Source organism: Lentilactobacillus sunkii DSM 19904 (assembly GCF_001435575.1).
GTDB classification, from domain to species: Bacteria; Bacillota; Bacilli; order Lactobacillales; family Lactobacillaceae; genus Lentilactobacillus; species Lentilactobacillus sunkii.
Window position 1 is genome coordinate 25,007 of the sequence record NZ_AZEA01000010.1, and the last position, 26,492, is coordinate 51,498.

28 protein-coding genes are annotated in these 26,492 nt (G+C 42.9%); 11 read left to right on the top strand and 17 right to left on the bottom strand.

The features are described 5' to 3' along the window. Positions 1-95: 95 nt before the first annotated feature. Complete coding sequence (locus FD17_RS07295; protein WP_057825118.1) at positions 96-833, top strand: SDR family NAD(P)-dependent oxidoreductase; 738 nt, start codon at positions 96-98, stop codon at positions 831-833. Between the two features lie 40 nt (positions 834-873). Here the strand turns inward: FD17_RS07295 and FD17_RS07300 are convergent, their stop codons facing one another. Genes FD17_RS07300 through pyrF form a run of 3 tightly spaced genes read right to left on the bottom strand, consistent with a single transcriptional unit; the run spans position 874 to position 3,164 of the window. Next, the gene (locus tag FD17_RS07300; protein WP_057825120.1) at positions 874-1,818 is read right to left on the bottom strand and encodes a dihydroorotate oxidase; all 945 of its coding nucleotides are present in this window, start codon (positions 1,816-1,818) and stop codon (positions 874-876) included. After that, entirely contained in the window at positions 1,808-2,455 is a 648-nt protein-coding gene (gene pyrE / locus FD17_RS07305) for an orotate phosphoribosyltransferase (protein ID WP_057825122.1), read from the bottom strand. Before pyrE ends, FD17_RS07300 begins: the two co-directional genes overlap by 11 nt. Beyond that, positions 2,445-3,164, bottom strand: coding sequence for an orotidine-5'-phosphate decarboxylase (gene pyrF / locus FD17_RS07310; RefSeq protein WP_057825124.1), 720 nt, complete (start codon positions 3,162-3,164; stop codon positions 2,445-2,447). Before pyrF ends, pyrE begins: the two co-directional genes overlap by 11 nt. A 267-nt stretch (positions 3,165-3,431) precedes the next feature. Between pyrF and FD17_RS07315 the strand changes: the two genes are divergently transcribed. The 8 genes from FD17_RS07315 (at position 3,432) to FD17_RS07350 (ending at position 9,997) form a co-directional block, all read left to right on the top strand. Further along, positions 3,432-3,662, top strand: a complete 231-nt coding sequence (locus FD17_RS07315) for a hypothetical protein (protein WP_057825126.1) — start codon at positions 3,432-3,434, stop codon at positions 3,660-3,662. Continuing rightward, positions 3,643-4,002, top strand: coding sequence for a type II toxin-antitoxin system PemK/MazF family toxin (locus tag FD17_RS07320; RefSeq protein WP_176744896.1), 360 nt, complete (start codon positions 3,643-3,645; stop codon positions 4,000-4,002). Before FD17_RS07315 ends, FD17_RS07320 begins: the two co-directional genes overlap by 20 nt. A gap of 86 nt (positions 4,003-4,088) precedes the next feature. Next, positions 4,089-5,336, top strand: a complete 1,248-nt coding sequence (locus FD17_RS07325; protein ID WP_057825130.1) for an MFS transporter — start codon at positions 4,089-4,091, stop codon at positions 5,334-5,336. A 177-nt stretch (positions 5,337-5,513) separates the two neighbouring features. Next, positions 5,514-6,149 carry an HAD family hydrolase gene (locus FD17_RS07330; protein ID WP_176744895.1) on the top strand — a complete coding sequence of 212 codons (636 nt, stop codon included), beginning with the start codon at positions 5,514-5,516 and terminating at the stop codon, positions 6,147-6,149. A 146-nt stretch (positions 6,150-6,295) separates the two neighbouring features. Beyond that, complete coding sequence (gene pepI / locus FD17_RS07335; RefSeq protein WP_057825218.1) at positions 6,296-7,174, top strand: proline iminopeptidase; 879 nt, start codon at positions 6,296-6,298, stop codon at positions 7,172-7,174. Positions 7,175-7,176: 2 nt separating this feature from the next. Beyond that, positions 7,177-7,920, top strand: a complete 744-nt coding sequence (gene yaaA / locus FD17_RS07340) for a peroxide stress protein YaaA (RefSeq protein ID WP_057825135.1) — start codon at positions 7,177-7,179, stop codon at positions 7,918-7,920. Positions 7,921-8,068: 148 nt separating this feature from the next. Beyond that, positions 8,069-9,394 carry a YhgE/Pip domain-containing protein gene (locus FD17_RS07345; protein ID WP_057825137.1) on the top strand — a complete coding sequence of 442 codons (1,326 nt, stop codon included), beginning with the start codon at positions 8,069-8,071 and terminating at the stop codon, positions 9,392-9,394. A gap of 18 nt (positions 9,395-9,412) precedes the next feature. Continuing rightward, positions 9,413-9,997, top strand: coding sequence for a TetR/AcrR family transcriptional regulator (locus FD17_RS07350; RefSeq protein WP_057825138.1), 585 nt, complete (start codon positions 9,413-9,415; stop codon positions 9,995-9,997). A 50-nt stretch (positions 9,998-10,047) separates the two neighbouring features. Here FD17_RS07350 and purD read toward each other — a convergent pair whose 3' ends face one another. From purD to purE, 11 genes are all read right to left on the bottom strand, one after another. Then, positions 10,048-11,280, bottom strand: coding sequence for a phosphoribosylamine--glycine ligase (gene purD, locus FD17_RS07355; RefSeq protein WP_057825140.1), 1,233 nt, complete (start codon positions 11,278-11,280; stop codon positions 10,048-10,050). 299 nt (positions 11,281-11,579) lie between these two features. Then, positions 11,580-13,109, bottom strand: coding sequence for a bifunctional phosphoribosylaminoimidazolecarboxamide formyltransferase/IMP cyclohydrolase (purH, locus tag FD17_RS07360; protein ID WP_057825143.1), 1,530 nt, complete (start codon positions 13,107-13,109; stop codon positions 11,580-11,582). Beyond that, positions 13,109-13,696 (bottom strand): phosphoribosylglycinamide formyltransferase, encoded by a 588-nt coding sequence (gene purN, locus FD17_RS07365; RefSeq protein WP_057825145.1) that lies wholly within the window; start codon positions 13,694-13,696, stop codon positions 13,109-13,111. The genes purH and purN overlap by 1 nt, the downstream gene beginning before the upstream one ends. Then, positions 13,693-14,709 carry a phosphoribosylformylglycinamidine cyclo-ligase gene (gene purM / locus FD17_RS07370; RefSeq protein WP_057825147.1) on the bottom strand — a complete coding sequence of 339 codons (1,017 nt, stop codon included), beginning with the start codon at positions 14,707-14,709 and terminating at the stop codon, positions 13,693-13,695. Before purM ends, purN begins: the two co-directional genes overlap by 4 nt. A gap of 10 nt (positions 14,710-14,719) precedes the next feature. Then, entirely contained in the window at positions 14,720-16,162 is a 1,443-nt protein-coding gene (gene purF, locus FD17_RS07375) for an amidophosphoribosyltransferase (protein ID WP_057825148.1), read from the bottom strand. Further along, a complete protein-coding gene (gene purL / locus FD17_RS07380) occupies positions 16,147-18,381 on the bottom strand; it encodes a phosphoribosylformylglycinamidine synthase subunit PurL (protein WP_057825151.1) in 2,235 nt (744 codons plus the stop codon). The genes purF and purL overlap by 16 nt, the downstream gene beginning before the upstream one ends. Further along, positions 18,374-19,057: a phosphoribosylformylglycinamidine synthase subunit PurQ gene (gene purQ / locus FD17_RS07385; protein ID WP_057825153.1), complete on the bottom strand. Its 684-nt coding sequence runs from the start codon at positions 19,055-19,057 to the stop codon at positions 18,374-18,376. Before purQ ends, purL begins: the two co-directional genes overlap by 8 nt. Further along, positions 19,054-19,317, bottom strand: a complete 264-nt coding sequence (gene purS, locus FD17_RS07390; RefSeq protein WP_057825155.1) for a phosphoribosylformylglycinamidine synthase subunit PurS — start codon at positions 19,315-19,317, stop codon at positions 19,054-19,056. Before purS ends, purQ begins: the two co-directional genes overlap by 4 nt. After that, positions 19,317-20,048 carry a phosphoribosylaminoimidazolesuccinocarboxamide synthase gene (gene purC / locus FD17_RS07395; protein ID WP_057825157.1) on the bottom strand — a complete coding sequence of 244 codons (732 nt, stop codon included), beginning with the start codon at positions 20,046-20,048 and terminating at the stop codon, positions 19,317-19,319. The genes purS and purC overlap by 1 nt, the downstream gene beginning before the upstream one ends. A 1-nt stretch (position 20,049) precedes the next feature. Next, positions 20,050-21,183, bottom strand: coding sequence for a 5-(carboxyamino)imidazole ribonucleotide synthase (gene purK / locus FD17_RS07400; protein ID WP_057825159.1), 1,134 nt, complete (start codon positions 21,181-21,183; stop codon positions 20,050-20,052). Next, positions 21,164-21,652, bottom strand: a complete 489-nt coding sequence (purE, locus tag FD17_RS07405) for a 5-(carboxyamino)imidazole ribonucleotide mutase (RefSeq protein WP_057825161.1) — start codon at positions 21,650-21,652, stop codon at positions 21,164-21,166. Before purE ends, purK begins: the two co-directional genes overlap by 20 nt. 266 nt (positions 21,653-21,918) lie before the next feature. Here purE and FD17_RS07410 point away from each other — a divergent pair, with 266 nt between their 5' ends. After that, entirely contained in the window at positions 21,919-22,896 is a 978-nt protein-coding gene (locus FD17_RS07410) for an aldo/keto reductase (RefSeq protein ID WP_191983132.1), read from the top strand. Positions 22,897-23,333: 437 nt separating this feature from the next. Here FD17_RS07410 and FD17_RS07415 read toward each other — a convergent pair whose 3' ends face one another. The 3 genes from FD17_RS07415 to FD17_RS07425 are packed head-to-tail and all read right to left on the bottom strand — an operon-like array spanning position 23,334 to position 26,053. After that, positions 23,334-23,882, bottom strand: coding sequence for a ferritin-like domain-containing protein (locus tag FD17_RS07415; RefSeq protein ID WP_057825164.1), 549 nt, complete (start codon positions 23,880-23,882; stop codon positions 23,334-23,336). A gap of 9 nt (positions 23,883-23,891) precedes the next feature. Continuing rightward, positions 23,892-24,113 (bottom strand): heavy-metal-associated domain-containing protein, encoded by a 222-nt coding sequence (locus FD17_RS07420; RefSeq protein WP_057825166.1) that lies wholly within the window; start codon positions 24,111-24,113, stop codon positions 23,892-23,894. 20 nt (positions 24,114-24,133) lie between these two features. Continuing rightward, positions 24,134-26,053 (bottom strand): heavy metal translocating P-type ATPase, encoded by a 1,920-nt coding sequence (locus FD17_RS07425; protein WP_057825168.1) that lies wholly within the window; start codon positions 26,051-26,053, stop codon positions 24,134-24,136. A 160-nt stretch (positions 26,054-26,213) separates the two neighbouring features. On the opposite strand from FD17_RS07425, the gene FD17_RS07430 reads away from it, so the two are divergent. Beyond that, positions 26,214-26,492, top strand: a complete 279-nt coding sequence (locus FD17_RS07430) for a hypothetical protein (RefSeq protein WP_057825170.1) — start codon at positions 26,214-26,216, stop codon at positions 26,490-26,492.

Genomic DNA, 26,492 nt, shown 5'->3' on the forward strand with positions numbered 1-26,492 from the left:
ATTTCTCTTCATCGCTAGAAACATAATCATGTGGTTGAAAGCGTTGGCGTGGTATTCTTGGGGTGTAATCAAAAATTTCTCAAGGGGGTTATATTATGGCAGATTTGACAAATAAAGTTGCAATTATCACTGGAGCCGCAAGTGGCATGGGAAAAGCATTTGCCAAGAATTTTATTGACCATGGTGCAAAAGTCATTATTACTGATGTTAATGAAGAAAATGGCAAGAAGGTTCAACAAGAGCTTGGAGAGAATACTGTCTTCTTCAAGCAAGATGTATCCTCGATTGATGATTGGAAACGGGTCGTCGCTGATGGGGAATCAAAATTTGGTGACATTAATGTACTGGTGAACAATGCAGGAATTGGCATCATGAAACCCATTGATGAAATTACCCCAGAAGAATACGATAAGGTCATCAAGATTAATCAATACTCTGTCTTCTATGGTATGAAATATGTACTCCCATCCATGAGAAAAACTGGTTCTGAGTCAATTGTCAATATTTCTTCTATCGGAGGACTAGTCGCCATGCCAATCTCAATTGCGTATGGTGCCAGCAAGTATGCTGTTCGTGGCATGACGAAAGATGCTGCCCTTGATTTGGTTGGCGATCACATCCGAGTCAATTCGGTTCACCCAGGGGTCATCCAAACACCAATCTTAAACGACATTCCAGATGAGCAGAACAAAGCAAGTCTGAGGGAAATTCCAATGGGCAGATTTGGTAAACCAGAAGAACTGGCTAACGTCGTCAACTTCCTGGCATCTGATGAAGCGAGTTACGTAACCGGGCAAGAATTTACTGCAGACGGTGGATATACGATGAAATAATAAAAAAGTTCCAGCCGAATTGGCTGGAACTTTGTGTTATTTAGATTGTTTTGAGTTTCCCTCTGAAATCATCCAGAGTCTTATAACCTTTTTTATCCATAATTTCTTTTAATTCTTTAGAAATCCGTTCGAAAATTGGTGTGCCTTCATAACCGAATGCAGTTCCAATTTGAACCAAGTTGGCACCGCAAAGGACATGTTCGAAAACATCCATTCCTGACTTGATGCCACCAGTTCCAATGATGGAAATTTCTGGGTTCAACCGTTGACGAAGGGCACGAACGTTAGCCAATGCAGTTGGCTTAACGTAGTCGCCGCCAAGTCCGCCAAAACCACCCTTTGGCTTAATCACTACTGATTCAGTCTCTGGATCAACAACCAAACCATTACCAATTGAGTTGATAACGTTGATGTAAGTAATTGGGAAGTCGTTGAGAACTTCGGCAATCCCATTAAATTGATTAAAATCAAAGTATGGTGGCAGCTTCAAACCAAGTGGTTTTTTGAAGAACTTGAATGTTGAAGTCAAAACGTCCCGAACTGCGTCAAAGTCATAACCAACTTGGGACTTCCCTTTAACGTTTGGGCATGACAGGTTCAATTCAGTTAAACCGCTAAATGAACTGTCCTGAACTTTTTTGAGCATTTCAATATTTTGATCAATTGACAAGCCGGCGATTGACAGGATAACCTGCTTACCGTTCTTGCCTTGGTTTTCTTCAGCAAATTTCAAATAATAATCGATCCCATGATTAGGCAATCCCATTGAATTAATGCTTCCAAGGGGTAATGCCTTCATCCGTGGGCTTTCGTTTCCGGCCCGTTCTTCTGGTGTGGCACTCTTGGTAACACAACCACCAGCCATTGAATCCAATGTTTTGTTAAGCTCATCAGTGGTTGAGCAGCGAACGCCGGCAGCATTTAATAGTAAGTTATCGAATTGGTAGTCGCCAATGTGTGAGGCGAGTGAGATATTATTTTGCATTTGCTTCCTCCCGTTTTGTCCAGTCCCAAGGGGCTTTGTGCCAAGTTGATAAACGTGAATATTGTTCGTCTGAGAATTTATTTTCTTTGTGACCTTGGGCAATCAAATCAGCGTAACTGAGTAGTGGAACGAGCTTCGTGTCTGCGTCGGCAAAGTTCTTGTCGGCATCCGGCAATCCGTATGTGAATACCGATGCCACACCAATCACATTAACACCTTCATTGCGAACGGCTTTAACGGCTCCCAGGACACTTCCACCAGTTGAAATCAAATCATCAATCAAAACAACTTTGTCATCCTTGGTGATTCGACCTTCAATCTGTTTGCCGGCACCATGATCCTTTGGCTTGGCTCGGACATAAATCAGTGGCAGGTCTAGTCGTTCGGCTACCCATGCAGCGTGGGGAATTCCGGCTGTGGCAACCCCACCAATAACTGTGGCATCAGGATAATTCTTTTTGATGTTTTCGGCTAAACCGTCAGCAATCATGTCTCTAAGTGACGGAATTGAAATAGTCAATCGAAAGTCGGTGTAAATAGGAGATAAAATCCCGCTCGCATATCTAAATGGCTTTTCAAGGTTGATACTGACAATTTGGTTATCAATCAATGATTGAATAATTTGATTAGTTTGCATAGTTCCATTCCTCCAACATTTTATGATATGCGGCAACCGGATCTTCAGCTCGAATGATTGGCCGGCCGACAACTAATGCTAAACTACCATACTCGGCAGCCTGCTTTGGTGTGGCAGTCCGTGACTGATCATCCTTGGGGAAGTTGGCTGGTCGAATTCCTGGGGTAACATATAGGAAGTCATCGCCAACCTGTTCTTTTAACGAGCTCACTTCAAGTGGTGAAGTAATAACCCCATCGGCACCGGATCGCTTAGCTAATTTAGCCAATGAAACAACCTGATTGACCATATCTAATTTGCAGTTCTGCTCGTTTTCCAAAGCATCCTCGGTAATTGAGGTTAACTCGGTTACGGCAAGCAACTTGGGTGTTGGAACTCCAGCTTCTTCACTACCGAGTTCCAAACCTTCCTTAGCCGCTGAAATCATTTCCGAACCGCCAAGCGCATGAACAGTGGTATAGGTAACGCCCATCCGACCAATTTGCATCATTCCCATTTTGACTGTGTTGGGAATATCTTGAAGCTTGAGATCCAAGAAGATTTTAAAGCCCTTATTAAGCAGCTCCTTAACGATTTCTGGCCCTTCACCGTAAAACAGCTCCATGCCGATTTTTACAGTCATGCCTTCGTCCGTTGGAAACTGGTCGATAATTTTGAACAAGCCTTCTCGATTCCAAACATCAAGTGATACAATTAACGGTCCTCGCATAATTACCCTCCTGGTTGATTACAGAAAAAGAGCCCGAGACTGCAGAACTCAGTACATCCCTGTACCAAATTCCTGCAAAATCACGGACTCTTTGATTATTTTGTCGTCCGCTTTTGGCCTCTCTGAACCAAATTAAAGCTCTTTTATTTGTTTATAACTTTATCACGTTGGACCAGGTTGTTCAAGTGAAACTTATTGATCACATTTGTTGAATATCGGGCGCATTCTGTGTATACTTCATGTATACAAAAGAAAGGAGTGATATCCATGTCAGTTAAAATTCGCAAGGTTGGCAATTCGAACACCTTAACTGTCCCAAATGATATCAAACCAATTGCACACGAGTTTGATGTCTTTCAGGGTAGAGATGGTGTAATTGTTTATGTCCCAAAGCACGACAATCCATTCCACAATGAAGCGTTCATAGAATCACACGATTTAAAACAACAAGAAGAATTTGGGGGTAAATTAGTTGGCAATGAAATCCCCAAAGATTAGACCATACATCCCAAATCAACAAGACATCATCTACATTGACTTCGATCCATCCGTCGGTCATGAAATCAGGAAACGACGACCTGCTCTGGTTTTAAGCAATCAAGGTTACAGTCGAATGACTCACTTGGTAGTGGTTGCCCCAATAACCCATGCAGTGAACAACTCGTTACGAGAAAGTGGCTTTCTAATCAGAGTTAATAACGAAAAGATTGATGGGTTTGTGAATCCACTTCAATTTTTTACTTATGATTTTCAAAGTCGTCATGCAGAATTTGTGAGCCTACTTGATACACCCTCCTTTGTCCAAGCTAAGCAAACAATCACCGATATCCTTAATTAATCACCTTGCATTCCCAGAACATCCGTGTAATAATATGAACAGCAAAAATAAAGAATGTCAGCGAGCATTCATTTGGAGGAACGAACATGGAAAATACAAATACACTTACGCACAGCCGTACTTTTACAAAGAATCAGAAATGGGTAATTGCTTCTACCAGTTCTGGATTCGCATTGGAAAATATGGATGTGCTATTTTTATCCTTTGCAATGAGTTCAATGATTGGCCAATTACATCTTAGCGGTGGCGCTGCCGGGCTGATTGGCTCAATCACGAACTTGGGAATGTTATTTGGCGGCATTATGTTTGGCTTGATCGGTGACCGTTTCGGCCGGGTTAAGACTTTCACCTACACCATCTTCATCTTTGCATTCGCAACCGCAATGATGGCCTTTGCCAATAACATTACATTGATTTACATACTACGGTTCTTAGCCGGAATTGGTGCCGGTGGTGAGTATGGTGTCGGCATCTCAATGATTGCCGAATCATTCCACAAGAACCAAATCGGTAAAATGACGTCCGTTGCTGCAATTGGCGGCCAGATTGGTGCCATTCTTGCAGCGGTCACAGCCGCAATCGTCATCCCTCACCTGGGCTGGCATGCACTGTTCCTTGTTGGAATCGTACCAGTTGTCTTAACTTACTTTGTTCGTCGTCACTTGAGCGAAACTCAGGAATTCGTTGAAGCAAAGAAAGTTGAAGCAGAAAAGAAAGAATCAACAACCAGCGCCGTCTTCAAATACATGTTCAGTTCACCCAAATTAGCCTATCAAAGTTTTGCATTGATGATTATGACCACTGTTCAAATTGCCGGATACTTCGGCTTAATGAACTGGCTGCCAATCATTGTTCAAAAACAATTGGGCTTAAACGTTTCAGGATCATCACTCTGGATGATTTCAACAATCATTGGAATGAGCCTTGGAATGATTACTTTCGGTTCAATCCTTGATTACTTCGGACCACGCCGGGCATTTGGAATCTTCCTGATTGCCTCAGCAGCAATGGTCTTCACCATCACATTGGCACACAACACAATTTCTCTGCTTATCATTGGTGCCATCGTTGGCTTCTTCTCCAACGGCATGTTTGGTGGTTACGGTGCCGTTATCAGTCGCCTATACCCAACCGAAATCCGGTCAACTGCCAACAACGTCATCGTTAACATTGGCCGTGCGGTTGGTGGCTTCTCATCAGTCATTATCGGAATCCTGATGGACAACTATTCATTAACAGTTGTTATGGGCTTCTTATCAATCCTCTACGTCATCAGCTTCATCACCATGATCACTTTACCCGGACTGAAGAAGTTGAGCTTGAAGCAAGCATAATTAAATGAAATTTTTGATGAATCGTCGACATTTTGCCGGCGATTTTTTTATTATTTGAATAATTTCCTATAGTAGCCGATAATGGTTGTATAGGCACATTTAGGAATCCTGTTGTGAACGCAACGTCCAGGTTGGGAATCCTTGCCATGTACTTCGAAAGGTAGGTCAAAATTAGTAATGGAAAAAATTATTGCGTTTGATATGGATGGAACGGTCGCTGAGACTTTCCCTGTTATCTTTGACTCGTTTAGAAGAACTGTTCATGATTACACTGGTAAGTGGATCAGTAACCAGGTCATCCTCGCCACTTTTGGAGCTAATGAAATTGGAATGCTTAAAGAGTTGGTTCCCGATTATTCTGATGAAGTGTTAAAAACCTTCCACGAAAATTATCGTCGGGCACATCTTCAGTTGCGCCACCCGTTTGAAGGCATCGAGAAATTAATCAAGGAACTTCACGAACGTAAGGTTATCACACCAATGATCACCGGCAAAGGTGAACAAAGCCTGCAGGTCAGCCTTGATTCCCTCGGCTTGAGCGACTCTTTCTCTCCTGTACTGTCGGGTTCACCGGACGGCTCCATTAAAGCAAAGCAGTTTGGTGATGTCATCAAGCAATATGGTGCCACCAAGGAAGACATGGCATACATAGGTGATGCCCCAAGCGACGTCACTGCTTGTAACGAAGCCGGGATCAAGTGCTACTCGGCTGCCTGGTCAATTAATGCCAAAACCAAAGAACTTGAAAAGCTCAACCCTGATGATACGTATACCTCGGTTGATCAGCTAAGAGAAAAACTAATCAATGAATAATCTGTATGACTGAACAAAGGCTGGATGGGTAATCACATCCAGCCTTTGTTTTGTCTATTTATGATAAATCCTCTAATAATTGTCTGCCAACTGGAGTATAATTTATGCCAATCAAACAATTTTGCATGAAAGGACTTGATTATTTAATGAAGATTGAAGAAGGATACATGCCATTCAAAGGCTACAAAACATACTATCGAATTGTTGGGGAAAAGACGCCTGGCAAGGCACCACTGCTACTAATTCATGGTGGTCCGGGATCCTCTCACAACTATTTCGAATTGCTCGACGATTACGCTGATACCGGCCGCCAATTGATTATGTATGACCAGGTTGGCTGTGGAAAATCTTCTCTTCCAGAAGACGAATCCATTTACGTTAAAGAAACCTGGGCGGAAGAATTAATCGCCCTCAGAAAATATTTGCACTTGGATGAAGTACATATGCTCGGCCAATCATGGGGTGGAATGCTGGAAATGCTTTACCTGACCCATTACAGCCAGGAAGGTGTTAAAAGTGTCATGATCGATGGCTCACCTTCTTCCATTCAGTTATGGATTAAAGAACAACACCGCCTGTTGAAATACCTCAGCTATGAAGACCGCCAGGCAATTGCCGAAGCAGAGCGTACCGGGGACTTTTCCGGTCCCAAATATTTGGCTGCCAACGACCGTTATATGGAAATGTACTGTTGGGATGATCCCGATGAAAATTCGCCAGAGCCATTACGTCGACCAACCAATGGTAAAAAAGCCAGCTTAATTGCCGAGGGACCCAACGAGTTCACCGAGAACGGCACAATCAGCGACTTTGACGTCACTGACGACCTAAAGAACATTCATGTACCAGTGTTGGTTACCAACGGCACAGACGACCTCTGTACGCCGTTAATCGCCAAGACAGTTTACGATCATATTCCAGGTGCCAAGTGGCATCTATTTGCCAACAGCCGTCATTTAGCCCTGCTGGATCAGCACGATGAATTTATCAACGTCCTTGATAGCTGGCTTAAAGAGAACGATTAGCGATGAAAGTCATTATTTCACCCGCTAAGAAAATGGTCGTTAATCAAGATGACTTTGATGTGCGGGGAATGCCGATGTATCTCGATCAAGCAGCTGAAATACTGAGTAAGTTGCGTAAATTGAACTATGATCAGCTCAAAAAGCTGTGGCATACCAGTGACAAGCTGACTCAATCCAGTTACGAGCAATTACAGCAAATCGATCTGCACCGTCAACTGACACCGGCAATCCTCAGCTTTTCGGGGATTCAATATCAATATATGGCACCGGATCTGTTGAGTGAAGACGGTTTAGACTATCTACAGAATAGTCTTCGAATTCTGTCGGGATTTTACGGAATCCTGAAACCCTTCGATGGCGTGGCCCCCTATCGGTTTGATATGGATACGCGACTGGCAGTCGGTTCAGCAAAAAATATGTATGATTATTGGGGTGACTGCATCTACCGATCCCTGGTCAATGATGGCCCGATCATCAATTTGGCCTCACAAGAGTATTCAAAAGCTGTCACCAAATTTCTGAAGCCCAACGATCAATTTATTAATATCACCTTTGGCCACCTGGTGGATGGTAGCATCAAAACCCGCGCAACCTTTGCCAAGATGGCCCGTGGTGAAATGGTCCGGTTTATGGCAGAGCACCAGGTTGCCGATGTTGAAGAACTGAAACAATTTGATTCACCTAATTATAAGTTCGCTGAGGCTTATTCATCAGAGACGAATTTTGTATTCCTTCGTAAAAAATAATTTTACAGTTGAGACACCTTCTCCTCCAAAGGATTTGGTGTCTTTTTTTGATGGCAAATATTTTAAAATGCAAGCATGTACTTGCATGCATTTAAAAATGGTGGTAATCTAAAAATCGTTAAAAACAAATATTTCAGGAGGCACCATCATGAACTTAAAAAAATTTATTACCAGTAGAGGACCAATTCTAGCATTAGTTGTTGCCCTGCTTTATGGCATTTTTATCTTCGCTGTTTATTACACTGGATATCACGCAATGCCAACAAATATGGACAAATTACCGGTTACAGTTGTCAGCAGCAACAAGCAAAATAGCAAGCTAACCAGTCAAATCACAAAGTCGTTACCTTTTGATACTGTTAAGACCACCTCTGATTTGAGCAAAGCGAAAAAGAATTTGAATAACCGCAAAACATATCTTGTTATTCATGTCCCAAGCAATTTTTCAAAAAATGTAAAGGCGAACCAACCCGCTAAACTAAATTTTTATATTAACGAATCCAATCAAACATCGGTCGTTTCAGGAATGAAATCTGTGGCCAATACAATCGGATCTTCTGTAAGCCAGCAAGTCATCTTAAAGAAAGGCGAAGCAATGCTGACAAAAGAGCCATTGATGAAGTTACAGACTCAGCTCAAAAAACAGGAAACCCTCCTCAAACAAAAAGCTGCTCAAGAAAAGCAAACTATCCAAGCATCACCGGCATCCAGCAGAGCACAACTTGCCGCAAAACTGCAACAAGAAACGGTATCGGAAAAAGCTAAAATTACCAACGCAGCGACTGAAGGCCAACAAAAGATTCAACAGAAAGCCTCCGCTGCATATGCCCCGGTGAAGAATTCAGTCATGGTCAACATTCATACCACTAACAAGGTTTCAACCGGTCTCAACAACTCAATGGCGCCGTTTATTTCCAACCTCGCAATTTATCTCGGATCATTGATCGGCGCATTGTTACTTTACGGGTCTTTCGTTAAGTTCTCAAAATTAGTCGGCAAGTATCGATCATTTGCCCTCATGGAAATGTCGATGGTTATCCTTGCTGCCCTGGGTTCACTCTTTGTCAGTGCAACAATTGTTGGGATGATGGGATTAGCTTGGTCAAAACTATGGTCTCTTTGGCTGATCCACGGACTGCTTTTGTTTGGCTCATATAATTTCAACGAAATGCTGGTCCTCGCGATGGGCCAGATCGGAACAGCCCTCAACATCCTCTTAACCATGATTCAAGTAGTTGCTGGTGCAGGAATGGTTCCAGTTGCGACGATGAACAGCTTCTTCAAAGCAAGTCACTATGTCTCACCAATGTTTTATGGCATTCAGGCGGATTTCAATACCATGTTTGGTGGATCCGCAATTACTGGTACCCTGGTGGGATTGGGACTACTAACAATTGCCGTTTTCTTAATCGATTTAATCATTGTGGCATTGCGAAAACACCAACCAATGTTACAATTTGAACAGTTAAGTTAATAGAAATGGAGCGATAACATGGCTGCAACCCAATCCACAGACGACAAAATATTGACCGCATTTTCTGAATTACTATTCAGCAACGGCTACGAAGGCACCACCACTAAAAAAATTGCTGAGCAGGCCGGGGTTAACGAAAGTACAATCTTCCGTCATTTTCAAGATAAGCACGGAATTCTGACAAAGTTGATCGAAGGATATATGGCTGACATCAACAATATCAGTGATTCATTTGAAATCAAAGGTGACATTGTCCAAGATCTGATGCGGGTTGCGAAAACCTACGACCAGTTTATCGAGAACCACAAGTCCCTGTTCCTGCTGGGCCTACGGAATGGTTATCAATTCCCGGAAATCATCAGTGCCATTAAACAGCTGCCGACCCATTTAAAGGCTGTCCTGATCGAAAAGTTTACTGGAATGGTCAAAACTGGCGAGCTTGATAAAGACGTAGACCTGGATACTGCTGCGACAAACTTCATCCTGTTGAATTTTGGCAATGCAGTATTCAAATATGCATATCCAAATGCCGGGTTGTATGTCCCAATGTCAAAATTCACCAAAGAAAATATTAAGGAATTTGCTGAAAAATTAAAATCATGAATTAAAAAGCGGATGCCCAAATTGGGTATCCGCTTTAGTGTTTAATTTCATTATAAGTCTCTAAAACCAATGTCTTTTCGATAATAGAATCCGGACAGATCAAGCCGACTCAACTCTGCATATACTTTTGCCTGAGCGCATTCAAGCGTTGATGCATGGTTGTACAAAGTAAAGATCCGGCCACCTGAACTGTACAATTTGCCGTCTTCCTCAGTTACACCCGCGTAGAAAACATTGCCGGGTAAATCTTCGGGTAAAGCAATGTGTTGCTTGGGAGAAGTTGGATATCCCGGTGCAGCAATCACAACACCGAGATAAAATTCACCCTTCTGCCATTCAACCTTGGGCAATTTATGGTCAATTAAATCCAAAGTCATTTGATAAAAATCACTCTTCAGCTGTGGTAATAACACTTGAGTTTCGGGATCACCAAGTCGCAAATTGTATTCAATCACTTTGGGGCCTTGTTTTGTCAGCATGCAGCCAATGTAAATGACACCGGCAAATTCCAGATCTTCTTTGGCAAGTCCAGCCATCGTCGGGTCGACAATTTGTTGAACAGTGGTATCCAGAACATCTCGGGTAATATGGGGAACCGGTGAATATGCCCCCATTCCGCCAGTGTTTGGACCTGTCTCGCCTTCGCTGATCTTCTTGTGATCTTGAGAAATTGGGAAGATCACTTTTTTATCGCCACCGACAAATAACATCAATGAGAATTCTTCACCTTCGAGGAATTCTTCAATCAAAATTTCACCTGACTTATCAAGGGCTGTTTTGATCGTTGAATCCAAAACCGATGAATCTTTAACGATTGTGACACCTTTTCCGGCGGCCAACCCATTTTCTTTGACGACCAAAGGAAGTGAAAGTTCATCGGCATAACTCTTGGCTACATCAAAATCAGCAAAGGTCTTGAATTTAGCAGTTGGAATATCATTTCGCTGCATGAACCCCTTGGCAAAGTTCTTGTCGCTTTCGAGTCTGGCAGCCGATTCATCAGGCCCAAATACTTGCAGACGAGCGGCAATAAAAGCATCAACGATTCCTTTGGAAAGTGGCACTTCAGGACCAACAAAAGTTAAATCAACGAGATGCTCCTTGGCAAATTCAACCAGTTTTGGAAAATCCATTTCATCAATATCCACAACCTGAATGCTGTCTTTTTTCATTCCTGGGTTGCCCGGTGCACAATAAACATTTGAAACTTGAGGACTTCTCAACATTGTTGCTGCAATTGCGTGTTCACGTGCACCAGAACCGATAACCAGAACGTTTGCCATGATGTGATCTCCTTTTTGTTGGGTAATTTATTCTATGTATGAAGGCTGCGGGGCAGCCTTGTTGTGTGATACGTTTTGTGGAGCTTGTTTGTGGTTTTGCTTTGTGGGCTTGATTGTTTCGGGTGTTTAGGCATCCTAGCCGAAATGTGTTCCGATGCCCCTGACCCCTACTGCATAAGGCAAAGCTAACAACAATGAACACAAACCGTTCATTATTGTTACCTTTACCTTATGCTCCGACGGTCATGAAATACCTAGCCTACTCGGCGGGGCCACCCGGGGCTCGTCACACTCTGCTTCTAATGCCTGAAATGTCTAACTCCCGTTGTGACCATTGCGATACCAAACTTATCGGCCATTGCAATTGAATCCTTATCTCTGATGCTGCCACCAGGTTGGATAATTGCTTTAATGTCATGCTTTGCAGCGTATTCAACACAGTCTGGCATTGGGAAGAATGCATCTGATGCCATGATGGCATTTTCGTATCCATCTTTTGGCATTGCCTTTTGAATGGCAATCTTGGCTGAGTCAATTCGGTTAGGCTGACCCATTCCAACGCCCAAAGTCTTGCTGTCAGTTGTCACAACAACCGCATTACTCTTAACATGCTTAACAACGTGTTGGCCAAATTGCAATGCCTTCAATTGCTGTTCAGTTGGTTGGGTCTTGGTAACGACTTTGAAATCAGGAATCTGATCGATTTCATGATCACTTTCTTGAATGAGCATCCCACCACTAACAGTAATTTCTTCGAAGCGGTCTGGTTCATCGCGATGACTCAAATCAGCTTTAAGCAAACGAATATTCTTCTTCTTTGCAAGGATTTCAAATGCTTCATCAGTATATGAAGGCGCAATGATGATCTCCAAGAAGATCTTGTGCATCTTTTCAGCAGTTGCTGCATCAACTTCGCGGTTAACTGCAATAATCCCGCCAAAAATTGACATTGGGTCGGATTCATATGCTTCGTCCCAAGCCTTTTCAAGGGTGTCAGCAACTCCAACACCACATGGGTTCATGTGCTTCATTGCGATAACGGTTGGTTGATCAAATTCAGCCACCATGTTCAATGCGGCGTTGGCATCTTTAATATTGTTATATGATAATTCCTTACCGTGAAGCTGGTTAGGAATAATTGATAATTTTGAAGGTAATGCTTTACGGTAGAAGGCAGCTTTTTGGTGGCTGTTTTCACCGTAACGCAATGACTGCTGCTTTTCGTAAGTCAAAGTCAGCTTTTCAGGGAATTCTTCTTCAGTCAGATAGTTGGAAATCAAAGCATCATAAGCGGCTGTGTGACGGAATACCTTGGCTGCCAAATGTTTTCTGAAATCGGCATCGTCTTTATGTTCTTTGAGAGCATCGATTACGGGTTGGTAATCAGCTGGATCAACAACGGTCAACACACCGGCAAAGTTTTTTGCAGCGGCACGAAGCATTGATGGACCACCAATATCAATTTGTTCAATTGCTTCAGCCTGAGTTGTTTCAGGCTTTTCAATTGTCTGTTTAAATGGATACAGATTAACTGCAACCAAATCAATTGGTGTAATCCCAGCATCTTTTAATTGTTTCATATGATCTGGATCGTCACGTTTAGCAAGAATTCCGGCATGAATCTTTGGGTGAAGGGTCTTAACCCGGCCATCCAACATTTCTGGAAAACCAGTTACGGCTTCAACACCGGTAACATCAACGCCGGCATCTTCAAGTGCTTTCTTGGTTCCTCCTGTTGAAACGATTTCAAAATCCAAATCCTTTAATTGCTTAGCAAAATCAACCAAATTACTTTTATCAGAAACACTTAAAAGGGCTCTTCTAGACATTAAATTTCTCCTCTTTCTAATAATTGTTTGACAACGCTTGGATACAAAACATGTTCGGTAGCGTGAATCCGCTGCTCGAGGTCGCTCAACTTGTCATCCTTGTGAACAGGGACTTCCCGTTGGGCGATGATCTTCCCGGAATCAATTCCCGAATCCACCCAATGAACGGTGACGCCAGTCGTATCAACACCGGCCTCAAAGGCATCTTCAATTCCATGACGACCAGGGAATTTGGGCAACAGAGCAGGATGGATATTAATAATTTTGCCTTCATACTTTGCCAATAAAGTGGGACCGATGATTCGCATGTAACCGGCTAAAATGATGAAGTCGATCTGCTCATCTTCAAGTTTCTTGGCAATCACCGTTTCAGCGGCTGCTTTATTGGGATAATCCTTAAAATTGATGATAAAAGTTGGAACGGATTCTTTATGTGCCCGATCAAGGACGTGAACTTTACTATGATCACAAACCAACAGTTTGACATTAACCGGCAGCTTTTCTTTTTTGAATGTTTCAGTCAATGCCGTGAAATTGGTTCCTTCACCGGATGCAAATATCGCTATGTTTTTTACGTCAGATTTCATTGCTGATCCTTTCGAATGATTACTTGTTTGTCTCCAGAAATGAGCTTTCCAACTTGGTAAACTGTTTCGCCAGCCGCAGAAAGTTGGTTCTTAACATCATCAACTACGTCGGGATGAACGGCAATCACCATTCCCAAACCAAGATTAAAGGTATGCAGAATATCATCAAACGATAAATCACCAATCTCCTTCAAATCTTTCATGATCGTTGGGACTTCCCAGCTGCCATAATTGAATTCAGCGGATAAATGATCAGGCAAGATCCGGGCAACGTTTTCTGGCAGCCCGCCACCAGTGATATGGGCAATCGAAGCGATCTTGCCCTGTTCAACCAGTGGAAGAACTGATTTAACATAAATCTTGGTCGGCCGTAAAAGCTCATGCTTTAAATCGAGGTCGGAACCGGAAAGCGTGTCATTCAAGGAATATGAGTTCTGCTTGAATAAAATATCTCTTACCAGGCTGAACCCATTGGAGTGAAGCCCATTAGAGGCCAACCCCAACAACACGTCACCTTCATGCAGATTATCCGAACTCAACAGCTTGTCTTTATCGGCAATCCCAACAGCAAATCCTGCAAGATCGTAGTGACCATGGGTATACATATCGGGCATTTCAGCAGTTTCGCCACCGACCAGCTTGGCTTGGGCTTGAGAAACACCATCGACCACACCGGATAAAATATCCTTTGCTTTTTCGTTGTTTAAGTGACCAACACCAAGATAGTCCAGGAAGAATAATGGTTTGGCACCTTGAGCCAATACATCGTTGACACACATCGCAACCAAATCAATGCCGATTGTTTTATGCATATCAGCCTTGATGGCAATCAGCAGTTTGGTCCCAACACCGTCGGTTCCAGACACCAGTACTGGATTCTTATAAGCACCCAATGTCAATGGAAACAGACCGCCAAATGAGCCAAGGTCACTATTTTTGGATAAATTCTTAATATCATCGACTAACTTGTAGCCGGCGTTAATATCAACACCAGCCTTTTTGTAGGCGTCCATTCGAATTACCTCATCTCATTGATTGTAGTTGAGCTTGATCACGATCGTATTCTTCTTGATAATCGTAAAGTGGTGTTGGATATTTGCCATCAAAGTAGGCAACACAGAGACCTTTATTTGGCGCATCGGTCTTTAAATTAACCGAATCCACAACGCCTTCAACACTCAAGAAGCCTAATGAATCGGCACCAAAGGTTTCACGCATTTCTTCAATCGTCTTATTAGCAGCGATAAGTTCACGAACGTGTTGGATATCAATTCCATAGAAGCATGGGTAGCGTAATGGTGGGGAAGCAATCCGCAAATGAACGGAAGCTGCACCGGCATCTTTAAGCAGCTTAACAATCCGACGACTCGTCGTCCCACGGACAATTGAATCATCAACAAGTACCAGATTCTTACCACGGACAACGCCTTTAACGGCAGAAAGCTTCATGTTAACCCCCTGCTCACGAAGCGCCTGAGTTGGTTCGATGAAAGTTCGGGCAGAATATTGATTCTTCACAAGTCCCATCTCGTATGGCAAACCAGATTCTTGGGCATAACCCATTGCGGCTGAAAGAGATGAGTTGGGAACGCCAATCACCATATCGGCATTTTCAACCGGCTGTTCCTGAGCTAACCGAGCACCCATCCGTTTTCTGGCAGAGTGAACGTTAACCCCATAGATATCTGAATCCGGGCGAGCGAAGTAGATAAACTCCATTGAGCAGATTGCCAGTTGGGTATCATCTGTGTATTGAGAAACGGTAATCCCAGAATTATCAATTTTAACCAATTGACCTGGTTGAACGTCAAATTTAAATTCAGCACCAACCGCGTCAAGGGCACAGGTTTCGCTGCAGACAACGTAGGCCCCGTTTGGAAGTTGGCCAACGACTAGAGGTCGAAAACCGTTGGGATCAAGGGCGGCATATAAGCGGTCCTTGGTCATCACAAGGTAAGCAAAGCCGCCTTTGATGATGTTAAGAGCTTCTTTCATCTGGTCGTCCAAATTATCTTTGCGACTCAGTCGAATCAGGTGCATCAGATTTTCTGTATCTGAACTTGAATGATAAATGGCACCGCGGTCTTCCAACTTTTTACGAATTGAAATGGCGTTGGTTAAGTTACCGTTGTGAGCCAAAGCAAATTGCGTATCACTAAAATTAAATGGTAATGGCTGAATATTTTCCAGGAGATTGCTGCCGGCAGTTGAATAACGAACGTGACCAATTGCCGCATCCCCAGTCATATCATCAACCGCATTGGGTGAGTCAAAGACATCTGTTAACAACCCAAATCCCCGCTTGGTAGTCAAGTGGCCATCATCGTTCACTGTGATTCCGGCACCTTCCTGGCCACGATGTTGAAGGGCAAAGAGGCCAATGTAGGTAAGCTTGGCAGCATCGGGAGAACCCCAAACGCCAAAGATCCCACATTCTTCATTTAAACTTTTTACTTCAGACGGCATGGCAATGCCCCTTTCCAAATACCAAATGCTTTATCAACGTCAAGATCGAAGTAACCGTCGTTGGCTTGGACAAACAGGTGATTGTCATCGACTACCTTTCCAAGCTTTTGGGCGTCATTTCCAACTAATTGTTCAAATTCAGCTTGCTTTTCTTGTGGTACAGAAACAATAAATCTTGATTGGCTTTCTGAGAAGAAATCAGCAACTGTTAAGTCGGCGGCTAAATCAACTCCCAATTGATTACCAAAGGTACTTTCGGCAATCGCAGTAATCAAACCGCCTTCTGAGATATCATGGGCTGAGTTGAGTAATTTCTGCTGGATTGCTGCTGTGACTAATTTTTGAATTTTAACTTCATAATCTAAATCAAAGTTGAAGAGCTGACCGGAAATCTCACCGGTTTGCATCTTTTGAATTTGAGAACCGTTGAATCCTGGTTCGGTCTTACCAACAACGTAGACCGCGTCGCCAGCTTGCTTGAAATCTTGGGTTGTAATGTGATCCAATCCTTTAATCAAACCAACCATTCCAACCATTGGAGTTGGATAAATCGGTACGTTGTCATATTCATTGTTGAGGGAAACGTTACCTGAGATGACTGGTGCTTCAAACTTTTCACAGGCTTCGCTCATTCCCATAACTGCTTGATCCAATTCATAGAACTGATCAGGCTTTTCAGGATTACCAAAGTTCAGGCAATCGGTAATTCCCAGTGGAACAGCACCAGAAGCAACAATGTTTCGCGCTGCTTCGGCAACTGCCATGGCACCGCCAACCCGAGGATTCAAGTAAAGGTAACGACCATTGACATCGGTGGTAATTGCCAGAGCTTTGTCATGATGACGAACCCGGACAACTGCTGCATCTGATCCAGGAGCAACAACGGTATTGGTCTGAACCTGGGTATCATATGTTTCGTAAATACTTTCTTTTGAAGCAATTGTTAATTGACCCAGCATTTCTTTTAATGTTTCAGTTGGGTTGGTAATTTTTGGTTGATATTGCTTGGAATCGGCATTCTTTAAATGTTCAGGCATTTCTGATTCACGATGATAAACAGGAGCTTGTGAAGCCAGTGAATCAACAGGAACATCAGCAACCAATTTACCGTGATGAAGCAGTTTGTAATTGTGGCCCTCAGTAACGTGACCAATTACCACTGCGTTAACGCCATGATCGCTGAAAACTTTTAATACTTCATCTTCATGACCCGCTTTGACACACAAGAGCATCCGTTCTTGGGATTCGGAAAGCATTAATTCAAAAGCTGACATCCCTGCTTCACGTTGAGGAACCAAGTCAAGATCAAGTTCCATTCCGTTTCCACCGGCTTTTGAGCCCATTTCTGCAGATGATGAAACCAATCCGGCAGCACCCATATCCTGAATACCAATTAAGGCGTCAGAATGGTTATTGATAACATCCAAGCAGCCTTCCATAACTAATTTTTCTTCAAATGGATCACCAACTTGAACAGCTGACCGTTGGCTTTCGTGTTCGGAATCGAATTGGAATGAGGCAAATGAGGCACCGTTAATTCCATCACGACCAGTCTTGTGACCGACGTAGATGATACTGTTGCCAACACCGGCTGCTGCGCCAACTTCGATTTTATCAAGATCCATCAAACCAACGGACATTACATTGATCAAAGGATTGTGGGCATAAGCGTCATCAAAGGCTGTGTCGCCACCAACCGTTGGAATTCCGATACAGTTACCATAGGCACTGATTCCGGCAACGATTTGTTGGATGAAGTATTTGTCGGCATCTGTCTTAGGTTCTGCAAATCTTAAACTATCCATGCTGGCAATTGGACGGGCACCCATTGAAAAGATGTCCCGCAAGATTCCACCAACACCCGTGGTTGCGCCTTGGAAAGGTTCAACGGCTGACGGATGGTTATGACTTTCAGCTTTGAACACAACTCCCTGGTTGTCGCCGATATCAATAATCCCGGCACCCTCACCAGGACCTTTAACAACGTGCTTGCCTTTAGTAAAGAACTTCTTCAAAACAGGCTTGGAGTTTTTATAAGAACAATGTTCGCTCCACATTCCTGAGAACAAACCTACTTCGGTGTAGTTGGGAAGACGGTGTAAAACTTCATCCTTAATCAAACCATATTCGTGGTCGGTTAATCCCATTGATTGGTATAACTTGTTATCGCGGATTTGTTCCGGCGTTGCTTCGGTTGTTTGATCCATTACACTATTCATAGATAACCCCTCGACTCTTAATGTGATTGACGATTGACTGGAAAACGCCGATGCCGTCATCTGAACCAAGGACTGCTTCAACGGCTCGTTCAGGATGGGGCATCATTCCAAGGACATTACCCTGTTTATTGATGATTCCGGCAATGTTATCAACACTACCGTTTGGATTGTTGGCATATTTGAAAACGATTTGGTCATTGGCAACCAGTTCCCTTAATGTGTCTTGGTCACAGTAGTAATTACCATCACCATGGGCAATAGGCAGGCTGATCAATTGGCCTTCTTTGTATTCTGAACTAAACATTGAATGATCGTTGTTAACAACCAGTGGTTCGGTCTTGCAGATAAATTTAGCTGAAACATTTTTCTGCAGGCTGCCGGGAAGTAATCCGGCTTCAGTCAAAATTTGAAATCCGTTGCAAATTCCAAGAACTGGTTTGCCGCTTTTGGCAAATTCCTGTAAAGCAGGAATGATTGGTGAGAAACGGGCAATTGCGCCACTTCTCAGATAATCGCCATAAGAGAAACCGCCGGGAATAAGTACGGCGTCAAAACCTTCGAGTGTGTTCTTTTTATATGAAACCAGTTCGACATCTTCTTTGATGATGTCTTTAATTGCGTTGTAGAGGTCCATTTCGCAATTCGAACCTGGAAATGCAAGGACGGCAAATTTCATTGGGCAGCCTCCGCTTCAACAATTTCGTAGTGATAGTTTTCCATATTGTAGTTAGCTAAAAGTTTGTCACAAATTTCATTGATTTCGCTGTCAAGCTCAGCTTTTGATTTGCCGTCTGCAACGGTTAATTCAAAGTATTTGCCAAGTTTAACGTCATCAATATTGTCATAGCCTAAACGCTTAAGGGCCTTGTGAACAGCTTCTGCTTCAGGATTTAAAATTGATTTTTTGTAATTAACATAAACTTTTACAAGAGCCATTATTTAACATCCTCCACTTTTTCCAAGCGACCAAGAAGTTCTTTATAGACAGGAACCAAAGCGCCAAGACCTTTTCTGAAGACATCCTTGTCAAGTGACTTCTTAGTGTCACGATCAATTAAACGGCAGCTGTCTGGAGAAATTTCGTCAGCCAAGATTAATTCGTTGTCGGAGTCGATTCCAAATTCAACTTTGAAGTCAACCAAATCAATGTTCATTTCTGAGAAGATTTCTTTAAGACGGTCATTGACTTTAAGAGCGATGGCACGCATCTTGTTCATCTGACCTTCAGTGGCAACATTTAAAGCTTCGGCTTGGAAATCATTGATGAAGGGGTCATCGAGTTCATCACTCTTGTAGAAGAATTCTTGAACCGGCTTGTCGAACTTCATCAAGTGCTTAACAGCGAATTTCTTTTCAAAGCTTCCTGAAGCAAAGTTACGGACAACTGTTTCAAGTGGAATGATCTTAACGCGCTTAACTAATTGGTTATTTGAATCAATTTGCTTAATGAAATGGTTTTTAATGCCGTGGTTGGCTAGGTCTTTGAAGATCAAAGCTGAAATTTCACAGTTGGTTTGGCCTTTACCTTCCATCTGAACTTTTTTCTTTCCATTAAAGGCAGTTACCTGATCCATGTAGTGAACCCACATGGTATCAGGATCGTTGGTTGTGAACATTTCCTTAGCTTTACCTTTATACAACAAATCTTTTTTAACAATTTCAGTCATTTTAGTTTTCTCCCTTTAGCATGTCTGTTGATTTAAGCAACTGGTCAATGTCGTCACCAACAACGGTAACGTGGCCCATCTTACGTTGTGGTCTTATTTCAGCCTTGCCGTAATCATGGAAATGCCACTCTGGATGTTCAGTGAGCAGCTTGCGGGCAAGGGTTAAATCCGTTCCTAATAGGTTACGCATCACTGCGGGCTTTTCCTGAACGATTTCAGGGATTGGCAAGCCGCAGATACTTCTTATGTGAGCTTCAAATTGAGAGATGTTGCAGGCTTCGATCGTGTAGTGACCGGAGTTATGTGGACGGGGTGCCAGTTCGTTAACCATGACATCCTGACCGTCGATAACGAAAAGTTCGATTCCAAGAACCCCATATAAGTCGAGCCGATCAGCAATGGTTTCGGCATATTGCTTGGCTTTGGCATGAACCGTTTTGGAAAATCTTCCAGGTGCAATGGTTGTGTGGAGGATATGGTTCTTATGGCGATTCTCAACAAGTGGGAAGGTAATGACCTTACCGTTCAAATCACGGGTCACCATCACTGAAGCTTCGGCAATGAAATCTTGTCGGGCTTCGAGAATACATTCAGCTTTGGAGTAAAGTTCCGAAGCTTTGGCGATGTCATCAGCTGAGTTAATGTCCATCTGGCCGTGGCCGTCGTAACCGCCGGAGACCGTTTTGAGAATTGCCGGATATCCAACTTTATCAATCGCTGTCTTCAGTGAATCCTCATCAGTAACTGCGGCGAACTTGGTTACCGGAATGCCACAATCTTGGATGAAGTTCTTTTCGTTCAACCGTTGGCCGGTAATATGAAGTAAATTGACACCTTGAGGAAGTTCGGCAACCTTTTTGGCTTTGAGAAGTGAATCCTCATCAACGTTTTCAAATTCATAAGTTAGAACATCACTTTTTTCGGCCAACTTCATCAATGAATCAACATCATCATATTCGGCAACAATTTGGAAGTCGGCAACCTGTCCAGCCGGTGCCTGAGGGGTTGGGTCAAGGATTCCAACATGATAGCCCATTGATTTGGCAATCAGGGCCATCATTTGGCCAAGCTGGCCACCGCCAACAATTCCAATCGTAGCTGGTGGCAAAATGGTTTTAATCGAACTGCTGCTCACTGTTTTTGGCCTCCACTCTTTGCTTTTCTTTTAAGTCGGCAAGCTTTTTGGCAATTGTCGGATCGGTTGTTCCTAAAATCTGAGCAGCAAGTAAAGCGGCATTCTTCGCGCCGGCTTCACCGATGCTGACAGTGGCTACCGGAGCGCCAAATGGCATTTGAACAATCGATAACAATGAATCAACACCATTTAATGTTCGTGTTTTCATGGGGCAGCCGATAACTGGAAGTGTCGTGTTGGCGGCAATCATTCCGGGCAAATGAGCAGCCCCACCAGCTCCGGCGATGATCACTTTCAACCCTTTGTCACGAGCTGTCTTGCCAAATTCTTGAAGTTCATCGGGCATCCGATGAGCTGAGATAACGTGCTTCTCATAAGGGATTCCAAGACTTTCAAGTTGTTCACAAGCCAGCTTCATCGTTGGCCAATCAGATATTGATCCCATTGCCACACCGACAACGTTTGCCATTCCAACCACTCACCTTTTCAATTTATTTAGTGTCTACAATATACTTGACATCATAATGGAAGTCAACGTTAATGTTCGTGTTTAAAACGGTATATGACTATTTTTACTTAATTTTTTTGATTAATTTACGTATTTTAATCATTCTTTTTCTAAAATATCAGCATTTTCTCACGGTCCAGCTTTAGTCAGTCGTTTTAGCCCCCCTCAACCACACTTTGGAAAATGTTATGATAAACATATCAATATGATAAATTGGAGGAACAATCATGCAATTCAGAACACTTGGAAAAACCGGATTTAAGATTAGTGAGGTCTCTCTTGGAACATGGCAGCTTGGTGGTAAATGGGGAACCCCATTTGATCCAAAAGATGCTCGGGACACACTCGAGGAAGCCTATGATCAAGGGGTCAACTTCTTCGATACTGCTGATGGTTATCAGGATGGGCAAAGCGAAAAAGCGGTGGGTGAATTCATCAAGAACCATCCTGACGTCCACTACACCACCAAGATTGGTCGAAAAGAAATGCCACTGGACATCAAGCACTTCGATCCAGCCCACCTTGCCCGCTACGTTGAAGAGTCGCTTCAAAATATGGGAACTGATTCACTGGATATGGTTCTGCTCCACTGCCCACCAATGATGAACTATTACATGCCGGAAACCTTCTTTGAAATGGACAAACTCAAAAAGGAAGGTAAAATCAAGAATTACGGTGTCAGTGTTGAACGAGTTGAAGAAGGCATCAAAGCCTTAAGCTACAATATTTCAGCAGTAGAAATCATCTTCAACATGTTCCGCTTACGTCCAGCCGATCTCTTCTTCGACTTGGCCAAGAAGAACAACGTCGGTATTTTGGCTCGTGTTCCCCTTGCGAGTGGTCTTTTGACCGGTAAGTACACAGCCGACACGAAATTTGCACCCGAAGATCATCGAACTACCAATCGTCATGGTGAACAATTCGATAAAGGTGAAACCTTCTCTGGTGTTGATTATTTGACTGGCGTCAAAGCTGCAAATGAATTAAAGCAACGCCTTGGAACAGACAATCTTGCTGCAATGGCTTTACGTTTTATCCTAATGTATGATGCCGTCTCAGCAGTCATCCCCGGCGCAAGCAATCCCACTCAAATTGAACGTAATACAACAGCTGCCGATTTGCCGGCCTTTACCGATGAGCAAATGCAGATTGTCCGTGACGTTTACGATAAATACATTAAAAACCCAGTTGAATATCTCTGGTAATTTAAACGCAGCGACTCGATTTGAAATAAAGAAAGCGTGGTTAACGATGAAAGCTCGCAGATTTTTTTAACTAGTGCTCTAATAATTTGTGCCCTATTGCTTTTTGTCTCAATCAACATCGCGATGATTGGATTTATTTTGGTGTTGTCGTGGACAACCTACCGGCTTCTCATTAGGAAAGACTTTACCCTGCTGCAAGCCAGTATGTTTCAAAACGCCTCGCTGAAAATGCCCAATTTCGAACATTTGAGTGAAGATCAGATTTCAAAGTATCAAGGAACTGCTTATCGAGTTGGCTGGTGGATTTTAGCTGTTACAGTTGTTTTTATCATTTTGCTCGTTTATTTAAACATTTAAGCTCAAAAAATTGCATCAAAAAAGTTCCGAAGCAAAATCTGCTCCGGAACTTTTTGTATTTCATGAAGGATCATTTAAATCTAGTCTTCATCGTCTTCCTCATCCAGACCTTCACGTGGTGTCTTGCCAAGTAAAGCTTGAAGTTTGGCAATGTTGTGATTGTTATCCCGTAACAAACCAACCAAATGCTGTGCCAAAACTGGGCGATCTTCTTTGTCTGCCAGCTTGATAGCACGGGTCACAAACATGTTCTCAGTGTCATAATCATGAACCAAATCATTGACAATCCACTCTGCAGATTCGTATTTGTTTTGGCCGTTTTCTTCAAGCATGGCGTACTCGCCAAACTCTTTTTGAGTACTTGGTGTCACCAACGCTTCGTCAATCAAGACTGTTCCCAAGGCATCCTTTTGAGCATATGTCTGGTTCAGCAGTCTGCCGAATAAAGCTTTGAGTTGTTCAGCCTGCATCCCTTTCACATACCACTTTGCCATCTGGAGCTTGTCTGATAAAACAACCAGGTTTGAAACAATATGTCCGGTCATAGCGCCGGCAGTTGGGGTGTGATGATCAATATCTGCTTGTTTTACTTCTGCTTCAAATAGTTTTTCTGGAGTTGCTGTTGTCATATTCTTCACCTATTTCACTTTCATTGATTGAACTTCATAACCTAAATCGGTTACAGTGTCGGACAATTTGTCAGCGGAAATTTTGTCACCGTCGAACTCGGTTTTGACTTTGGCTGCATTGAACAACACTTTGACGTTTTCAACGCCATCCTGTTTTTCCAGTGCACCTTGGATCTTTTGCATACATGACGGGCATGATAATGCGTCTAACTGTAAAATTGCTTTACTCATATTAATGACCTCCATCTCTTTTACTGCTTTAATGATAAACCGTATTGGCTGACAGATAATTGATCTGGATCAAGTTTTGCTTTTTTGGGCTGATATTTGATCAATCTCATGGCATTGAAGATAACAACCAGGATACTTGCTTCATGGACAAACATCCCACTGGCCATGTAAATAAAGCCAAGAATCAAACCAATCAGTAATGCGGCAACTGTGGCAATTGCGATAAAAATGTTTTCTTTGGTGTTCATGACAGTCTTCTTTGATAAGCCGTATGCATGAATTAATTCGTTAAATCCGGATGACATTAGGACCACGTCAGATGTTTCAACGGCAACATCGGTTCCACTACCCATGGCAATCCCAATATCGGCGGTTACCAATGATGGACTATCGTTAATCCCATCACCAACGAAGGCAACTTTATGACCTTCTTGTTGATACTGTTTAACATAGTCAACCTTTTGTTCAGGCAACAGTTCTGCATGCACTTCATCAATCCCGATTTGTTGGGCAACGGCATTGGCAGTCTGTAAATTATCACCTGTCAGCATGACGGTCTTCTTAATGCCCAATGACTTAAGCTGAGCCAGGCTTTCTTTGACACCCTGACGGATAACGTCGGAAATTCCAAAGATTACCTGAACTTGACCATCAAAGGCAACAATCACCGTTGAACTGCCCTGATTTTGACTATTTTCCAAATCTTCTCGTTGTTGTGCTGTCAGTTGAATCTTTTCATCGTTCATCATTCTCAGATTACCGATCAATACCTGGTGGTCATCCGCAGTTGCTTTGACCCCACGGCCCTTAATCGTATCGGCATCGGCTACCTTGATATTGTCAAAGTCAATTTTGTGATCGGCTGTGAAACTCACGACCGCTTGAGCCAGTGGATGATCGGATTGCTTTTCAACGGCGGCAGCAATTTGGATTCCTAATTTATCCTTTGAATAATCTTTGAACTGAGTAACAGCTGTTTTACCTTCAGTTAAGGTACCGGTCTTATCAAATACCAGCGTATCAACGTTGGCAAAGGTATTCATCACTTCGCCGCCCTTGATCAGGACACCGTTTTTAGCACCATTGCCAATTCCGGCAACGTTTGAAACCGGGGCGCCAATAACCAAGGCCCCTGGGCACCCTAATACCAACACGGTAATCGCTAATCGAAAGTCTTTAGTAACCAGGCCAACAATCAAGGCGATAATTAAAACGGCCGGGGTGTAGTATGTGGCGAATTTGTCAATAAACTTTTCTGCTGGTGATTTGGTATCCTGGGCATCTTCAACCAATTCGACAATCTTGCCAAACGTGGTGTCATCACCAACTTTGGTTGCGCGAACTTTAACCGTTCCGTTATCAAGCATCGTCCCTGAGAATACCTGATCACCGGCCTTTTTGGTGACTAACTTGGATTCACCAGTAATACTGGCTTCATTAATGTGGCCTGATCCGTCAACGATTTCACCGTCGACGGGAATTTGACCACCGGCTTTGACGAGAACGATGTCGTCGACATCCACAAAGTCGACGTCGGTTTCTTCGGTTTCACCATCTTCATCAACTACCAAAGCGGTTGTTGGTGCCATTTCCGTCAAATCTTTGATCGAGTGACGGGTCTTGGCCAAAGTCTTGTCTTCCAAAAATGTTCCAAATAAGAACAGGAAGGTCACAATGGCCGATTCATTGTATTCACCAATGATAAAAGCCCCAATCACGGCGATACTGACAAGCAGTTCAATACTGATGGTCTTGAACCGCAGTGCGGAAATTGCTCGAAGAACAATCGGCGTTCCGGATATGATAGAGGCAACAATGAAGGAAACCGTGTAAATCATATCGCTGTTAATAACTTTTCCAAGCAGGCCGACCCCAATTAAAATTGCGGTTGCCAGCGTAATTTGATTTGTATGCTGATTAATATATCGTTGAAATTTCATAATTTCCCGCTCCATTCCTTAATTTATGTCTTAAGTATATGGGGAAAACAGCTATAAAGAATTGACCTGGATCAAGTTTGAATATTTTATGAATTTCCACATATCGACTCTACTGTTTGTTACACTTAGCATGAATACATATTTTCTGGAGATGATTGTAATGAACGACGATGATTCATATAAGGAACATCGTAAAGCTCGACTAAAGCATGAAATTGTCTGGTGGATTGTCTACTTGGCCTTTGTGGGGATATTTTTAACACTCTCGTTATATTTTGTAAGATGGTTAACTCTGCTGCTTCCGGAGAGCATGTCAATTCTTGCCCTATCAGGCGTTGAACTAATTCTACTGCTGATTTTCTGGATCATTTCACTAGTGGTTGCATTAAAAATTACTCACATGCTGCTAGGAACCTTCGAGTTAAAAAAGCTCAATTGA

Coding starts and splice junctions, on each gene's coding strand:
- FD17_RS07295 (WP_057825118.1), top strand. CDS start 96: ATGGCAGATTTGACAAATAAAGTTGCAATTATCACTGGAGCCGCAAGT.
- FD17_RS07300 (WP_057825120.1), bottom strand. CDS start 1,818: ATGCAAAATAATATCTCACTCGCCTCACACATTGGCGACTACCAATTC.
- pyrE (WP_057825122.1), bottom strand. CDS start 2,455: ATGCAAACTAATCAAATTATTCAATCATTGATTGATAACCAAATTGTC.
- pyrF (WP_057825124.1), bottom strand. CDS start 3,164: ATGCGAGGACCGTTAATTGTATCACTTGATGTTTGGAATCGAGAAGGC.
- FD17_RS07315 (WP_057825126.1), top strand. CDS start 3,432: ATGTCAGTTAAAATTCGCAAGGTTGGCAATTCGAACACCTTAACTGTC.
- FD17_RS07320 (WP_176744896.1), top strand. CDS start 3,643: ATGAAATCCCCAAAGATTAGACCATACATCCCAAATCAACAAGACATC.
- FD17_RS07325 (WP_057825130.1), top strand. CDS start 4,089: ATGGAAAATACAAATACACTTACGCACAGCCGTACTTTTACAAAGAAT.
- FD17_RS07330 (WP_176744895.1), top strand. CDS start 5,514: ATGGAAAAAATTATTGCGTTTGATATGGATGGAACGGTCGCTGAGACT.
- pepI (WP_057825218.1), top strand. CDS start 6,296: ATGAAGATTGAAGAAGGATACATGCCATTCAAAGGCTACAAAACATAC.
- yaaA (WP_057825135.1), top strand. CDS start 7,177: ATGAAAGTCATTATTTCACCCGCTAAGAAAATGGTCGTTAATCAAGAT.
- FD17_RS07345 (WP_057825137.1), top strand. CDS start 8,069: ATGAACTTAAAAAAATTTATTACCAGTAGAGGACCAATTCTAGCATTA.
- FD17_RS07350 (WP_057825138.1), top strand. CDS start 9,413: ATGGCTGCAACCCAATCCACAGACGACAAAATATTGACCGCATTTTCT.
- purD (WP_057825140.1), bottom strand. CDS start 11,280: ATGGCAAACGTTCTGGTTATCGGTTCTGGTGCACGTGAACACGCAATT.
- purH (WP_057825143.1), bottom strand. CDS start 13,109: ATGTCTAGAAGAGCCCTTTTAAGTGTTTCTGATAAAAGTAATTTGGTT.
- purN (WP_057825145.1), bottom strand. CDS start 13,696: ATGAAATCTGACGTAAAAAACATAGCGATATTTGCATCCGGTGAAGGA.
- purM (WP_057825147.1), bottom strand. CDS start 14,709: ATGGACGCCTACAAAAAGGCTGGTGTTGATATTAACGCCGGCTACAAG.
- purF (WP_057825148.1), bottom strand. CDS start 16,162: ATGCCGTCTGAAGTAAAAAGTTTAAATGAAGAATGTGGGATCTTTGGC.
- purL (WP_057825151.1), bottom strand. CDS start 18,381: ATGAATAGTGTAATGGATCAAACAACCGAAGCAACGCCGGAACAAATC.
- purQ (WP_057825153.1), bottom strand. CDS start 19,057: ATGAAATTTGCCGTCCTTGCATTTCCAGGTTCGAATTGCGAAATGGAC.
- purS (WP_057825155.1), bottom strand. CDS start 19,317: ATGGCTCTTGTAAAAGTTTATGTTAATTACAAAAAATCAATTTTAAAT.
- purC (WP_057825157.1), bottom strand. CDS start 20,048: ATGACTGAAATTGTTAAAAAAGATTTGTTGTATAAAGGTAAAGCTAAG.
- purE (WP_057825161.1), bottom strand. CDS start 21,652: ATGGCAAACGTTGTCGGTGTGGCAATGGGATCAATATCTGATTGGCCA.
- FD17_RS07410 (WP_191983132.1), top strand. CDS start 21,919: ATGCAATTCAGAACACTTGGAAAAACCGGATTTAAGATTAGTGAGGTC.
- FD17_RS07415 (WP_057825164.1), bottom strand. CDS start 23,882: ATGACAACAGCAACTCCAGAAAAACTATTTGAAGCAGAAGTAAAACAA.
- FD17_RS07420 (WP_057825166.1), bottom strand. CDS start 24,113: ATGAGTAAAGCAATTTTACAGTTAGACGCATTATCATGCCCGTCATGT.
- FD17_RS07425 (WP_057825168.1), bottom strand. CDS start 26,053: ATGAAATTTCAACGATATATTAATCAGCATACAAATCAAATTACGCTG.
- FD17_RS07430 (WP_057825170.1), top strand. CDS start 26,214: ATGAACGACGATGATTCATATAAGGAACATCGTAAAGCTCGACTAAAG.